General features: G+C 36.9%; 11 protein-coding genes. All 11 read right to left on the bottom strand.

Annotated features, from left to right (window positions below):
* Nucleotides 1–150: 150 nt before the first annotated feature.
* The 11 genes from tdh to BKP35_RS15920 all read right to left on the bottom strand — a co-directional run bounded on the left by tdh (nt 151) and on the right by BKP35_RS15920 (nt 14,056).
* Nucleotides 151–1,191 carry an L-threonine 3-dehydrogenase gene (gene tdh, locus BKP35_RS15970; RefSeq protein WP_071314364.1) on the bottom strand — a complete coding sequence of 347 codons (1,041 nt, stop codon included), beginning with the start codon at nt 1,189–1,191 and terminating at the stop codon, nt 151–153.
* Nucleotides 1,192–1,463: 272 nt separating this feature from the next.
* Complete coding sequence (locus tag BKP35_RS15965) at nt 1,464–2,330, bottom strand: 2-oxoacid:ferredoxin oxidoreductase subunit beta (protein ID WP_071314363.1); 867 nt, start codon at nt 2,328–2,330, stop codon at nt 1,464–1,466.
* Complete coding sequence (locus tag BKP35_RS15960) at nt 2,331–4,064, bottom strand: 2-oxoacid:acceptor oxidoreductase subunit alpha (protein ID WP_139192898.1); 1,734 nt, start codon at nt 4,062–4,064, stop codon at nt 2,331–2,333. It lies immediately after the preceding gene.
* 870 nt (nt 4,065–4,934) lie between these two features.
* Entirely contained in the window at nt 4,935–5,195 is a 261-nt protein-coding gene (locus tag BKP35_RS15955; protein WP_071314362.1) for a stage V sporulation protein S, read from the bottom strand.
* 218 nt (nt 5,196–5,413) lie between these two features.
* Nucleotides 5,414–6,208, bottom strand: coding sequence for a TIGR00282 family metallophosphoesterase (locus BKP35_RS15950; protein ID WP_071314361.1), 795 nt, complete (start codon nt 6,206–6,208; stop codon nt 5,414–5,416).
* Between the two features lie 171 nt (nt 6,209–6,379).
* Entirely contained in the window at nt 6,380–7,945 is a 1,566-nt protein-coding gene (rny, locus tag BKP35_RS15945) for a ribonuclease Y (protein WP_071314360.1), read from the bottom strand.
* A gap of 523 nt (nt 7,946–8,468) precedes the next feature.
* Nucleotides 8,469–9,518, bottom strand: a complete 1,050-nt coding sequence (gene recA, locus BKP35_RS15940) for a recombinase RecA (RefSeq protein ID WP_071314359.1) — start codon at nt 9,516–9,518, stop codon at nt 8,469–8,471.
* A gap of 406 nt (nt 9,519–9,924) precedes the next feature.
* A complete protein-coding gene (locus BKP35_RS15935) occupies nt 9,925–11,514 on the bottom strand; it encodes a DEAD/DEAH box helicase (protein WP_071314358.1) in 1,590 nt (529 codons plus the stop codon).
* The gene (locus BKP35_RS15930) at nt 11,501–12,763 is read right to left on the bottom strand and encodes a competence/damage-inducible protein A (protein ID WP_071314357.1); all 1,263 of its coding nucleotides are present in this window, start codon (nt 12,761–12,763) and stop codon (nt 11,501–11,503) included. The genes BKP35_RS15935 and BKP35_RS15930 overlap by 14 nt, the downstream gene beginning before the upstream one ends.
* A 16-nt stretch (nt 12,764–12,779) precedes the next feature.
* The gene (gene pgsA / locus BKP35_RS15925; RefSeq protein ID WP_071314356.1) at nt 12,780–13,358 is read right to left on the bottom strand and encodes a CDP-diacylglycerol--glycerol-3-phosphate 3-phosphatidyltransferase; all 579 of its coding nucleotides are present in this window, start codon (nt 13,356–13,358) and stop codon (nt 12,780–12,782) included.
* 203 nt (nt 13,359–13,561) lie between these two features.
* Nucleotides 13,562–14,056, bottom strand: a complete 495-nt coding sequence (locus tag BKP35_RS15920; protein ID WP_071314355.1) for a YajQ family cyclic di-GMP-binding protein — start codon at nt 14,054–14,056, stop codon at nt 13,562–13,564.
* Nucleotides 14,057–14,099 lie beyond the last annotated feature (43 nt).

The following is a 14,099-nucleotide window of genomic DNA, read 5'->3' as shown; positions in this document are numbered from 1 at the left end:
CATACAAACCGTCATAACGAACATCGTCACATCTAGAATGTAAAAGTTCGGTGTGTTTCTTCCAACTTCCACTAACCAACAAAAAAAGAGGAGTCTAGTCCCCTCTTCACATATAATACAAATTAAATTATACCTTAATCAAAAAAGAAGTTATGGGTGTAAAACTACTTTACCGCACTGTCCTTTTATCATTAAATCAAAGCCTTTTTCAAATTCTTCTAGTTTTAAATGATGAGTTATCATTGGTTTTAAGTTTACTTCAGTTGATTTTAACAGGCCGGAAACTTGTTGCCACGTTTTATACATTTTCCGTCCAGTAATACCATGAACGGTAATTCCTTTAAAAACAATGTCATTGGTAACATCGATTTCTACAGGACGAACTGGCAAACTGAGAATTGACACAACACCACCATTTGTCACCATTTTAAAGCCTTGATCCATGGCTATTGGGTGACCACTCATTTCACATACGACATCGACTCCATTGCCATCTGTTATTCTATTGACAACACTAAGAGGGTTTTCACGCTCTGAATTAACTACTGAGGTCGCCCCCATCTCTTTCGCTAATCGAAGACGGTAGTCATTTAAATCAAACGCAAATACATGTGATGCACCACAAGCTTTAGCAACCGTTACTGCCATTAAGCCGATAGGCCCGCAGCCAATAATAGCTACTGACTTCCCCGCGACACCTTGGGCTAAAACAGTGTGGACCGCATTTCCAAATGGCTCTTGGATAGAGGCAACATCTAAAGGCATCGATGGATCGTTTTTCCATAAATTCGTTGCTGGTAACACAACGAATTCAGCAAAACAACCATCGCGATCAACCCCAATAATTTCAGTATTTTTGCAGATGTGTGCGTTACCTGATAAGCATTGCGGGCATTGACCACATACGATATGTGTTTCCGCTGAAACGTAATCACCTACATTTACATTTGTCACATTACTTCCAACTTCTTCAACAATCCCTGAAAATTCATGTCCGAAAACATAAGGGGGATTTACTCTACTTTGTGACCATTCATCCCAAGTGTAAATATGAACATCTGTACCACAAATTGATGTTGCTTTTACTTTAATAAGAACTTCATCGTCCTTTATTTCAGGTATTACGACTTCCATTAATTTAGCTCCAAAATTGCGTTCATGCTTCACGATTGCCTTCATTTTTCTCCTCATGATGAACACTCCTTATGAGTAAAAGTAGTCGCTTTCATTGTATTTACAAATATTTTAGCACCTTAGTAATTTTCAGTAAAGTGCACTGTCCACTCCAGAAAGACATATGGGTTTTTGTAGAGAACTTTTCGGATTTTTTCAGAAAAATTTAACTTATCGTCAACTTCTAGCAAAATTTTAGTTTTTCTTTTACTTCCTCACGACCTAACTTATAAAATGCAGTAGAAAAAAAAGACGCTCCGTAGAACGTCTTTTCTAAATGATATATACACTTACATAAATTCAGTTAATAATCCATCAAATGTGTCTTTTTCTAGCGAGATGTTTTGCTTCACTAGCCCAGTTTCAGAGAAACCATTTACTAACTGCTCATAAGATGGACGTTCTTTATTTTGGTATATTAAGCCTGTAACTAAACCGTTATGATCCATTAAAGTGTTCACAGCTTGCGTGCGATTTGCTGGGTCATAGCCTTCGATTGCATCTAGCTTCGTAATGTTTTCTTTAAACCACTCATACGTATTCACTTTATTAAATGTAACACACGGGCTAAAGACATTTATTAACGAGAACCCTTTATGGTTAATTCCTTGTTCAATAATAGAAGTTAACTCTTTTAAATCGCTTGAAAAGCTTTGTGCAACAAATCCAGCACCAGAAGAGATTGCTAATTCCATAATACTAATCTGAGACTCAATAGAACCTGTCGGTGTACTTTTCGTCTTGAATCCTTCCGCACTACGTGGTGAAGTTTGACCTTTTGTTAAACCGTAAATGTGGTTATCCATAACAATATAAGTAACATCGATGTTTCTTCTAATTGCATGAACTGTATGAGCCATTCCGATCGCAAAACCGTCACCATCTCCGCCTGAAGCAATAACAGTTAAGTCACGATTAGCCATTTTTACTCCTTGAGCAATAGGTAACGAACGACCATGTATACTGTGAAACCCATATGAATTAATATACCCTGAAATACGACCTGAACACCCAATTCCTGAAACTACTGCAAGGTTTTCTGGCTCAAGTCCAACATTCGCTGATGCTCTCTGAATAGCAGCCTGCACTGAGAAATCTCCACAACCTGGACACCAATTCGGCTTGATATTATTTCGGAAATCTTTGAATGTAGCCATTTATAACAACTCCTTGCATTGAGTATAAATTTCAGAAGGTAAGAATGGATTTCCATCATACTTTAATACATTTTCTAACTTACAATTAACATTCATTTTAATAATGTTTGCTAGTTGTCCAGTTGCATTGTTTTCAACAACGACAACTTTCTTTGCACGGTCGATTAACGGTTGCAGCTCATCCGTCGGGAATGGATGAACTAAACGTATTTGAGCGTGGTTCACTTTTAATCCATCTTCCTCAAACCGTGGTAAGACTTCCTCAATCGTGCCTCTAGTTGAGTTAAATCCAATAATTAATAAATCAGACTCCTCGTGAGGTGCATTCGTGAAAATCGGGTTAGAGAAATTCTCATGTAATCTATTAAGCTTTGTTAAACGCTTATTCATTTGATTAATACGGTTTGTTGGATCTTCAGATGGTTTTCCTTGCTCATTATGCTCTACACCTGTTACGTGGTGGATACCATTTTTCATTCCAGGTACTACTCGAGTAGAAACACCATCTTCAGTTAATTCATATCGCTTGAAATAATCATCTATTTCAGGTAATTCAGCATTAAAATCAAATTTCCCTCTTCGAATTTCAACACGACTATGATCTAAAGGTTCTACCGTTTGCTTACCAAGTGCTAAAGCTAAATCAGTAAGAACAATTACTGGACACTGGTATTCTTCGGCAATATTAAACGCCTCTGCAGTGTCATAAAAAGATTCTTCTACAGTACTAGGCGCGATCACTACTTTCGGAATTTCACCGTGCGTACCGTAAATCATTGACATTAAATCGGATTGTTCCTGTTTCGTTGGAAGTCCAGTACTTGGGCCTCCACGTTGAGTATTAACAATAACTAAAGGAATTTCCGTAATACCAGCTAAGCCGATCGCTTCCATCATTAATGATAAACCAGGACCACTTGATGCAGTTAACGTACGAACTCCAGCATAATTACCACCGATTGCCATCGTACAAGCTGAGATTTCATCTTCCGTTTGTATAACAGCCCCACCAAATTCTGGCAACTTTTTCGTTAAGTATTCCATAATTTCAGAAGCAGGTGTGATAGGATATGCTGGCATAAATCTTGCTCCCCCAGCAAGAGCACCTAAAGCCACTGCATGGTTTCCGATCATAAACATCCGCTTTTTACCATCTGCTTTTTCAAGTTCGAATGATTTTGCTTGATCACCAGCAGCTTCTTGTAAAAATTCAGCACCACGTTTAATGGCTTCCATATTCTTTTCTACTACTGAACTTCCTTTACGAGAAAAGATTTCTTCTACTACTTCACGGTATACTTCGTGAGATAAACCTAATATTGCACTAGAAGCTCCTACCGCAACCATGTTTTTCATTAGAGAAGTTCCTAACTCATTAGCGATTTCCGTAAATGGAACCGCATACAATGTTGCATTTGAGTTTTCAGGAACTTTCGGATCAAACTTCGAGTCTGCAATAACAACTCCACCATTATTTAATTCATGAACATTAACATCTATCGTTTCTTGATCAAAAGCTACTAAAATATCTAAATCATCTGAAATTGAGTTAAGTGCTTTCGTACTTACTCGTATTTTATTGTTAGTATGTCCACCTTTAATACGAGAAGAAAAGTGACGATACCCGTATAAATAAAAGCCTTGACGATTTAAAGCTATGGCAAAAATTTCACCAGTACTTTCAATACCTTCCCCTTGTTGTCCTCCAACTTTCCAGGAAAGTTGATTGATCATGTTCTCCACCCCTTTTGGTAAATGACAGTATCTTTTGTCACAACATATAGTAGAAATTGTGACAAATTTGTTAAAAGCTCTGAACGATTACAATGATAGACTTAAAAGACCGAAAAATCAAGAATTTCTTGTTTTTTAATTAGGATAAAATATAACCTACTTTTTTGTCACATGAAGCTTAGAATTTCTAGCTTAGCGCACAGGTTATGTTTGCTCCTTCCATGTCAAAAATTCAAATTAATTTTGACAGTTAGGTTTATTTATTGCAGCACAATTTATGTAAAGCGAAATTTATCAAAAATGGTTCATCGATATGTTGTGATGCAATAAAAGGCAAATATAGTAACTCCTTTTACACTACAATTATTCTTTTTACTCTATCGTTATTCATTTAAAAAAACGTCCTACCATCTCCACTCAAGAGAAAGCGGTTTCAAAAGAGCGTCATGCTCCCTTTAAACGAATGATCTAGGCTTCATTTGACCATAGCATCACAACCTTCTGCTGTTACAAATTTGACAAACAAAATTAAATATTTTGTCACATTATAAGATTTCACCACTAATGATGAAAATCCTGCAAAAAAATTAAAAAGTTTTAATTACACTATAGCGAACACCAATTAGCGTAACTATTGTTTATTTTAACATTCATCTACTAGTAATGCTAATATTTATTTGAAAATTTGAACTTAATTTAAAAATACTTATAAACTTTAATGAATTTCATAATTCAATATTTTCGCCATTAAGTTTCTATCTGTAGTTGCGCTAAACCGCTCGCAACTACAGATAATTTGATATGGCTCACTTAAGGTAATTATGAAATTCACTAACTTAAAAGAGGTTGACATTTGTCAACCTCTTTACACTACCTAGGTTCAATAATTAATTTTATTGCTGTACGCTCTTCTCCATCAATTTGTATGTCTGTAAAGGCAGGTACGCAAATTAAATCAATTCCACTCGGTGCTACGAATCCTCTCGCTATTGCTATAGCCTTAATAGATTGGTTTAGTGCGCCTGCTCCAATGGCCTGAATTTCCGCAGCACCTCGTTCACGAATAACACCTGCAAGGGCACCAGCTACTGAATTTGGATTAGATTTTGCTGAAACTTTTAATACTTCCATTTCTGAACCTCCTTAATGATATAAGACAATGTTTATCATTAGTGGAATGATAAGATCTTCTTCAGTGTTTGTAATGTGCTCTCGGTACTTATATTGCCTTGTACAGTATATATTCAAAAATGAACGCGATATTCCTAAATTCAACAAATAGGTAACAATAAAAACGGAGACTCGTTGGGAAGGTCCTCGAAAACTAGTGGCTTCCACCCATATGGAGGTCAGTCAAAAAACGGGTGATCTTCATTAATAATAATTGGTTTTATCGATTTTGCTGCACCGTTTTTCTCATCAATATCAATAATAACACCATTTAATTGCTCTCTTCCTTTTGCTACTTCAAATTTAACTGGCAGGCTCGTTATAAACTTTTTCAACACCGCTTCACGCTCCATTCCTAATATGCCATCATAAGGGCCTGTCATGCCAACATCAGTTATATAAGCTGTTTTGTTCGGTAAAATACGAAAATCACCAGTTTGAACATGCGTATGCGTTCCTACTACCGCAGAAACTCGTCCATCTAAGTACCATCCCATCGCCTGTTTTTCACTCGTTGCTTCCGCGTGAAAATCAACAAAAATAATCGGCGTTCTTTTTTTAATTTCTGCAATTAACTGATCTACTTTTTTAAATGGGCAGTCTAGTGGTGGTAAAAAAGTTCTACCTTGAATATTAATAACACCAATTTCTATTTCGTTCACTTTAATAATTTTATATCCTTGCCCAGGCACTTCTTCTGGAAAATTTGCTGGACGTACTAAATTTGGGCAATGGTCAATTACTTCTATAAGGTCTCGTTGATCCCAAGTATGGTTACCTAAGGTTACAACTTGTGCACCTAAGTCAAGAATTTGTTTATATATTTTTTCAGTAATTCCTTTTCCTGATGCCGAGTTTTCACCATTTACGATCGTGACCGTCGGTTTATATTTACTTCTTAGTTTTGGTAAATAAGTTGTAAGCATCTGGCGACCAGGAGAACCTACAACATCACCAATAAATAATATTCTCATTTTTAATGCACCTCTATGTATGTACTTTTGTTTTGGATTTTATCATATATATCATTTTAAACCAATGAATATCAAATTCACAAAACCCATTATTTATAAATCTCGTTGGTTCTTTATTTTAACTATAGTAACCAACGCATAAATGAAAAAATAAAGTGGCGGGTGGCCACTTTATTTTGCATACTCGACTGCTCTAGTTTCACGAATAACGGTTACTTTTATGTGACCAGGGTAGTCAAGCTCTTCTTCAATTTTCTTAGTAATATCACGTGCTAGGCGATAGGATTGACCATCATCAACCATTTCAGGCTTGACCATAATCCTAACTTCACGCCCTGCTTGGATGGCAAATGTTTTCTCAACACCATCAAAAGACTCAGAAATTTCTTCTAGCTTCTCTAGACGACGAATATACGTCTCGAGTGTTTCACGTCTTGCTCCCGGTCTTGCTGCTGAAAGGGCATCGGCCGCTGCAACAAGACTCGCGATAATAGATGTCGCCTCAGTGTCTCCATGGTGTGAAGCAATACTATTAATAACAACTGGATGTTCCTTGTATTTAGTAGCTAATTCAACACCAATCTCAACATGACTTCCTTCTACTTCGTGATCAATCGCTTTACCTATATCATGGAGAAGTCCCGCTCTTTTCGCCAGTTGAACATCTTCCCCTAATTCTGCCACCATAATTCCAGCTAATTGAGAAACCTCAATCGAGTGTTTAAGAACATTTTGTCCATAACTCGTTCTAAATTTAAGGCGCCCTAAAATTTTGATTAAATCTGGATGTAAGCCATGGATTCCAACTTCAAATGTCGTTTGTTCACCATATTCTCTAATCATTTCATCAACTTCACGTCTTGACTTATCCACCATCTCTTCAATACGAGCTGGGTGAATTCTACCATCTTGAACTAACTTTTCAAGAGCAGTACGGGCGATTTCCCTTCTTATTGGATCAAATCCGGAAAGAATTACTGCTTCAGGTGTATCATCAATAATGAGATCAATTCCAGTTAATGTTTCAAGTGCTCGAATGTTTCGGCCTTCGCGTCCAATAATTCTTCCCTTCATTTCATCATTAGGAAGATTTACTACTGATACCGTAGTCTCAGCAACGTGATCTGCTGAACAACGTTGAATAGCCAGTGAAACAATTTCTTTCGCCTTTTTATCTGCTTCTTCTTTCGCACGGCTCACTAAATCTTTTACCATTAATGCTGTTTCGTGAGTTAACTCATCTTTAACGTCTTTCATAATAATTTCTCTAGCTTCTTCTCTAGTGAAACCTGAAATACGTTCTAGCTCAGTTTGCTGCTTTTGTAAGAGTTCCTCCACTTTGCTATCCATCTCTTCAATATGTCGTTGTTTTTTGGTGAGAGCTTCCTCTCTCTTTTCCAATGATTCCTCTTTTTTATCTAAGGTTTCACTTTTACGGTCAAGGATCTCTTCTTTTTGTACCAAACGATTCTCTTGTTTTTGAATCTCATTTCTTCGTTCACGAACATCACGTTCAGCATCTTGACGTAATTTATGGATCTCGTCCTTTCCTTCAAGGATCGCTTCCTTCTTTAGTCGATCTGCCTCACGTTTACTTTCTTCAATAATTTGTTTTGCTGCATGTTCCGCACTAGAAATTTTCGCTTCTGCAATGGATTTTCTAACAAGATATCCAACAACTGCACCTATGGCCACAGAGACAAGCAAAATGAAGATGAGTACAAAAATGTTGTCCATACTTTCACCTCCTCTTGCTATCTAATTGTTGGGTTTTCATCATACATTATTTCATTCATTATCGGTGTGCACATCCAGCACAGGTTACTTTTCTTACGTTTATAAAAAAAATAGCCAATAGTAAAATGCGGTATTCTTCACAATTGTATAATTGGATAATGTTATTGTCAAGCTTTGTCAATATTTATAAGTTCTAAACGTTAAATCAAGTGATTTTACAGAAAAACAATAAACTTATTTTTCCATACAAATCCAGCATGACGAAGCATCGTCACCATCTAACTTGAAAAGGTGGATACTTTCCCTCACTTCGCTGTGACCTTCTACCGAATCTCAGACGCTCGTTCACGAAATCATCCTCCTTTTTTCATACAAAACCTTCATGACGATTTATCGTCACTATCTAGAATGTATATGCCGGACAAACAAACAACTAACTTACCAACAAAAAAAGCTAGAAGCAGGGGGAATTATTTCGTCATAAACTTCTAAATGCCCCTCGGCTACTAGCCCTTTTAATATATTATTTTAAATCTAAAGGTACATCTGCAAATTCATCTTCTGAAGGTGCATCTACTTTGATTTCACCATTTAATCCGTAATGTTCACGGATCTTTGTTTCAATTGCTTCGGTAATATCAGTATTCTCCTTCAAAAATTGCTTAGAATTTTCTCTTCCTTGGCCTAAGCGCTCTTCATTATAGGAATACCATGCACCACTTTTTTGAACGATATCTAGGTCAGAGCCAATATCTAAAATTGACCCTTCACGAGAAATCCCTTCACCGTACATAATATCAACTTCAGCTACTTTAAATGGTGGAGCTACTTTATTTTTTACTACTTTTACTTTTGTTTTATTACCAACCATGTCATTACCTTGCTTTAAAACTTCTGCTCTACGCACTTCAAGGCGTACAGACGAATAGAACTTCAGGGCACGACCACCTGGAGTAGTCTCAGGGTTTCCAAACATTACTCCGACTTTTTCACGAATTTGGTTAATAAAGATCGCAATCGTTTTTGATTTATTAATAGCACCTGAAAGTTTTCTTAATGCTTGCGACATTAATCGAGCTTGTAGTCCGACGTGACTATCTCCCATTTCCCCTTCAATTTCTGCTTTTGGAACAAGCGCAGCTACCGAGTCGACAACTAAAATATCTACAGCTCCACTACGTACTAATGCCTCTGCAATTTCTAAGGCCTGCTCACCTGTATCAGGTTGTGAAAGTAATAACTCATCAATGTTTACTCCTAAATTTTGTGCATAAACTGGGTCAAGAGCATGTTCTGCATCGATAAAGGCAGCTTGTCCACCTTGTCGTTGTACTTCAGCGATAGCATGAAGTGCTACTGTTGTCTTACCTGAAGATTCAGGGCCGTATATTTCTACAATTCTACCTTTCGGGTATCCACCTACTCCAAGGGCTATATCAACTGCTAATGCTCCAGTAGAGACTGTTGATACTTTTCTTTCTGCCTGTTCCCCTAACTTCATAACAGAACCTTTTCCAAACTGTTTTTCAATTTGTCGTAATGCCATATCTAAGGCTGCTTTACGATCACTCATAGTTTCATCTCTCCTTATATATATTAATTATTATTTATTGTCTCAATCAAAACTACATTACTATCATAACTTGTTTTTTGAGATTTGCCAATAGCTTTCCGAACATTTATTCGTATTTTTTTATTTTAAAAGCGAAGGTGCCTTGTTCAGCTTCGAACAGCGTAGGAGGTCCAGCAACGTTTTGCCTCCTCTCTGAAACTCTTCATGAATAGGCAAACCTTGCTGGACCGAAACGATCGAGAAGCTAGGTGCTAGCGCTAGACAAGAAAAGGGAAAGATGCCCCTCGGGCAAAAAAAAGGCCTAACACCCTTAAGCATAAAATAACGTTCAACGAAAACACAAATAAAATGTTTTATGTGAAGTATTTTATAAAGGATCCAGCCCTTTTTAATGATATTTATCAAACTAGAATTTCTTTGTTTTTTTCGGTCTTGGTTTTGCGGGTTCTAAATTAACTCGAGCACCATTTAACCGTGAATAACGAAGCGCCTCATAAACAAATGGTGCACTGTCTTCTGGTACCTCTACAAAGGTGAAATTTTCGAATATATCTATTCTACCAATTGACTTTGGAGCAATCCCAACAAGTTCAGCAACTTCATCTATAATGATTTTAGGAGTGAGCTGAACATTTCGTCCTACGTTAATAAAGAAACGAACCATTCCTTTTGCCGCACCAGTATCACCAAAATTATAACTGTCATCATCTGCTTCAAACTCATGATGGAATGCAAGTTTCATAAGCGCACCTACGACTTTTTCTGGCGAGTGCTCACTTAACATTTCATTGACTAACGGATTGAAAAAAGCAGGTTGTTCATTTGACTCGATAATATGAACTAATTGCTGCTTCCAAGATTCTTGTTGCTTCTCTACGACATCTTCAATGCTCGGTATTTCTTGAGAAGGTAAAGACATTTTTATTTCAGACTCAATCGAACGTAAATGCTTCATTTCTCTTGGCGTAACTAACGTCAATGCTAAACCTTTTCTTCCAGCACGACCGGTACGCCCGATACGATGAACATAACTCTCAGGGTCTTGAGGTATATCATAGTTAATAACATGTGTGACATTCTCTACATCAATCCCACGAGCAGCAACATCTGTTGCTATTAAAAACTCAATCGTCGTATCACGAAACTTTTTCATAACGCTGTCACGTTGCATTTGTGTTAAGTCACCATGAAGGCCATCTGCCATGTAACCTCTCGCTTGTAATGCTTCTGTAAGCTCAGCAACGCCTTTTTTTGTTCGGCAAAATATAATTCCTAATTCTATATCCTCACTGTCAATGATACGGCACAGTGACTCTAGTTTATTTTTCTCTAACACTTTAAAATATACTTGATTAATGGAAGGCGCAGTCACTTCCCCTTTATTAATCGAAACTACTTTAGGTTGATTCATATACTTTCGTGACAGCTTCATAATTTCATTAGGCATTGTCGCTGAAAATAGAAGCGTTTGACGGTCAGTATTTACTTCTTTAAGTATTGATTCAATGTCTTCAACAAAGCCCATATCTAGCATTTCATCAGCTTCATCCAACACCACCGTATGAACTCGATCTAACTTTAAAGTTTTTCTACGAAGGTGATCTAGTACTCGACCAGGCGTTCCAATAACAACATGAACCCCCTGCTTTAAAGCGCGAATTTGATGGCCGATTGATTGACCACCGTATATCGGTAATGTTCGAGTTCTTTTATGTTTAGATAACTTTTGTAATTCCCCAGCCACTTGAATAGCAAGTTCTCTTGTAGGAGTTAAAATAATCGATTGAACATAAGGAGCATTCGTCACTTTATTTAATAAAGGAATACCGAAGGCCGCCGTTTTTCCAGTCCCTGTTTGCGCTTGTCCAATCACGTCTCCACCTTCTAAAATAACCGGTATTACTTTTTCTTGAATAGGAGACGGAGCTTCGAAACCCATGTCCTTAATAGCTTTTTTAATATCATTCGAAATTTGAAAATCATCAAAATACATCATTTTTATTGCCACCTTTATTAAATTGTTTCAACAAACAATACAATCCATGTTTAGCAGATCTACTTTGGATCTGTTCTCTAGTACCTGCTAGTTTTAATGGATAAGTCTTTGTATCTCGACCTCTTGTAGAGACCGCAATATATACAGTTCCTACCTCTTTTTCCTCTATTTGTCCTGGACCAGCTACACCAGTAAAACTTATGCCTACATCTGTATCAAGTAACCGTCTTACATTTTCGGCTAATAACTTTGCACACTCACTGCTCACTGCACCATATTTTTCAAAAACTTCACTCGGTACTTGTAATACGGATCGCTTCACATCATTACTATAACAAATGATGCTCCCTTTATAAACTGAAGAGACTCCGGCTTTTTCAGTTAACGAAGCACAAAAGGAACCGCCTGTATAACTTTCAGCTGACGCAACCGTTATATTACGTTCTTGTAAAAGCGCTAACGTTTCATCAATCAAAGAAGTATCATCATAGCCGTAAAAGAACTTTCCTACTCTTTTTAAGATCTTCTCTTCAATTTCATCTAGAAGGCTATTACCTACTTGAATATTATCATGCTTAACGGTTAAACGAAGCGTCACTTCACCATCTTTTGCTAACGGTGCAATCGTTGGATTTGTTTGCGTTTCGATTAAATCTAAAAGTTCCGTTTCAAGTTGTGATTCACCAATATCAAAAAAGTTTAAAACTCTCGAAGTAATTTGTGTCGTTTCCTCAAGCTGGGACAAAATGAACGGTAACCCGTAATTAATAAACATCGGCTCCATCTCTTTTGGTGGTCCCGGTAAAAGGAGATAATGATTATTTTTTTCTGTAAAAGCCATACCAGGCGCCATGCCATGATCATTGGCTAAAACGGTAGAACCTTCAATAATTAAAGCTTGCTTACGGTTGTTTTCGGTCATGGTGCGATGGCGCCGTTTAAAATATGCTTCAATTCTATTAAGAGCCTCATCATCAGTCACTAAAGGACGACCAATAACTGAGGCAATCGTTTCTTTTGTGAGGTCATCTTTCGTAGGTCCAAGGCCACCGGTAAAGATAATTAAATTTGACCGTTTTTCGGCTTGTGATATCGTCTCTTTTAAACGATTGGCGTTGTCACCAACAACGTTATGATAATATACATTTACACCGTAGTTTGCTAGTTGTTTCGATAAAAATTGAGCATTTGTATTTGAGATTTGTCCAAGTAATAGCTCTGAGCCGATTGCAATAATTTCTGCATTCAAAAAAAATTCCTCCAAGTTACTTAGATTTTAAAATAATATGTTTGTTTTTTACAAAGTAATCCCATCCGGAAATAATCGTTAAGATCGTAGCGATCCACACAACAATCGTCGCAAACGGAAAACCAATAAGTTCAAAAGGTAAATTATGTAGCATTAACGCTGCAACAGCAATGATCTGGAATACCGTCTTCCATTTACCTAAGTTACTCGCTGCAATTACTTGTCCATCCGCTGCTGCTACAAGGCGAATACCGGTAACTGCAAACTCCCTACTAATAATGACAATAGCAATCCATGCAGGCAATAGCATTAATTCTACAAGAGCAATCAAAGCCGCTGTCATTAATAATTTATCTGCTAAAGGGTCTAAAAACTTGCCAAAGTTCGTTACTAAATTATACTTTCTTGCATAATAACCATCGAGCCAATCTGTGCTAGCAGCGATGATAAAAAGTAGTGCACCAATTAAATGGGCAACCGGCAAGTCATAATTCACAATTAAAATACTACCTAAATCTATTGGTGCTAATAAGAAAAACATAAATAAAGGAATAAGAATAATTCTTGATATTGTAATTTTATTCGGAATGTTCACGAGTACCTCCTAAAAGAAAAGCATAAGCGCCTAGCACAAGACCGAAAGAACTGGAATATTCCCCAAAATGACACTTTCGGGAGTGGAATAATATGGTTTATGTACATAGCCGCTGGAGCTAGACATCTTTCAAAGTTCAAATTTTATACTTTCTATCTTTTAAGAAAGCGTAACCCTTGATCGCACTATCTTAAATAACTTGCTTATCGCATATTAACGAATTGAGTCGGGAACTCCAAATCCAATTCCTTTACTAATTGAATCACCGCTTGTAAATCATCAATATTTTTTGCGGTAACACGTATTTGTTCATTTTGAATTTGCGCTTTTACCTTCAATTTCGAATCACGAATTGCAGTAGTGATTTTTTTCGCCCGGTCGGCGCTGATACCAGCCACTAGCGATACCACTTGTCTGACCGTACCACCAGAAGCCTTTTCTATTTTTCCAAACTCCATCACCTTTTGTGACAAACCTCTTTTAATAAATTTCATTTGTAAAATATCAATGACACTCTCTAATTTATATTCATCGTCAGATATAATCGTAATTTGCGTGCCATTTGTAAGTTCAATGTCACTTTTGGAACCTTTAAAGTCATATCGGTTTTTTATTTCTTTTTTTGCTTGAACAATTGCATTATCAACTTCTTGCATATTTACTTCTGAAACAATGTCAAATGAATGTTCCTTAGCCATTTTCATCTTCCTTTCATCAACGATAAATTTAATTTTAACATAT

The organism is Anaerobacillus arseniciselenatis (assembly GCF_001865995.1).
In the GTDB taxonomy this organism is placed as follows: Bacteria; Bacillota; Bacilli; order Bacillales; family Anaerobacillaceae; genus Anaerobacillus; species Anaerobacillus arseniciselenatis.
This window is presented reverse-complemented; position numbering and strand designations above follow the sequence as displayed.

Coding starts and splice junctions, on each gene's coding strand:
- tdh (WP_071314364.1), bottom strand. CDS start 1,191: ATGAGGAGAAAAATGAAGGCAATCGTGAAGCATGAACGCAATTTTGGA.
- BKP35_RS15965 (WP_071314363.1), bottom strand. CDS start 2,330: ATGGCTACATTCAAAGATTTCCGAAATAATATCAAGCCGAATTGGTGT.
- BKP35_RS15960 (WP_139192898.1), bottom strand. CDS start 4,064: ATGATCAATCAACTTTCCTGGAAAGTTGGAGGACAACAAGGGGAAGGT.
- BKP35_RS15955 (WP_071314362.1), bottom strand. CDS start 5,195: ATGGAAGTATTAAAAGTTTCAGCAAAATCTAATCCAAATTCAGTAGCT.
- BKP35_RS15950 (WP_071314361.1), bottom strand. CDS start 6,208: ATGAGAATATTATTTATTGGTGATGTTGTAGGTTCTCCTGGTCGCCAG.
- rny (WP_071314360.1), bottom strand. CDS start 7,945: ATGGACAACATTTTTGTACTCATCTTCATTTTGCTTGTCTCTGTGGCC.
- recA (WP_071314359.1), bottom strand. CDS start 9,518: ATGAGTGATCGTAAAGCAGCCTTAGATATGGCATTACGACAAATTGAA.
- BKP35_RS15935 (WP_071314358.1), bottom strand. CDS start 11,514: ATGATGTATTTTGATGATTTTCAAATTTCGAATGATATTAAAAAAGCT.
- BKP35_RS15920 (WP_071314355.1), bottom strand. CDS start 14,056: ATGGCTAAGGAACATTCATTTGACATTGTTTCAGAAGTAAATATGCAA.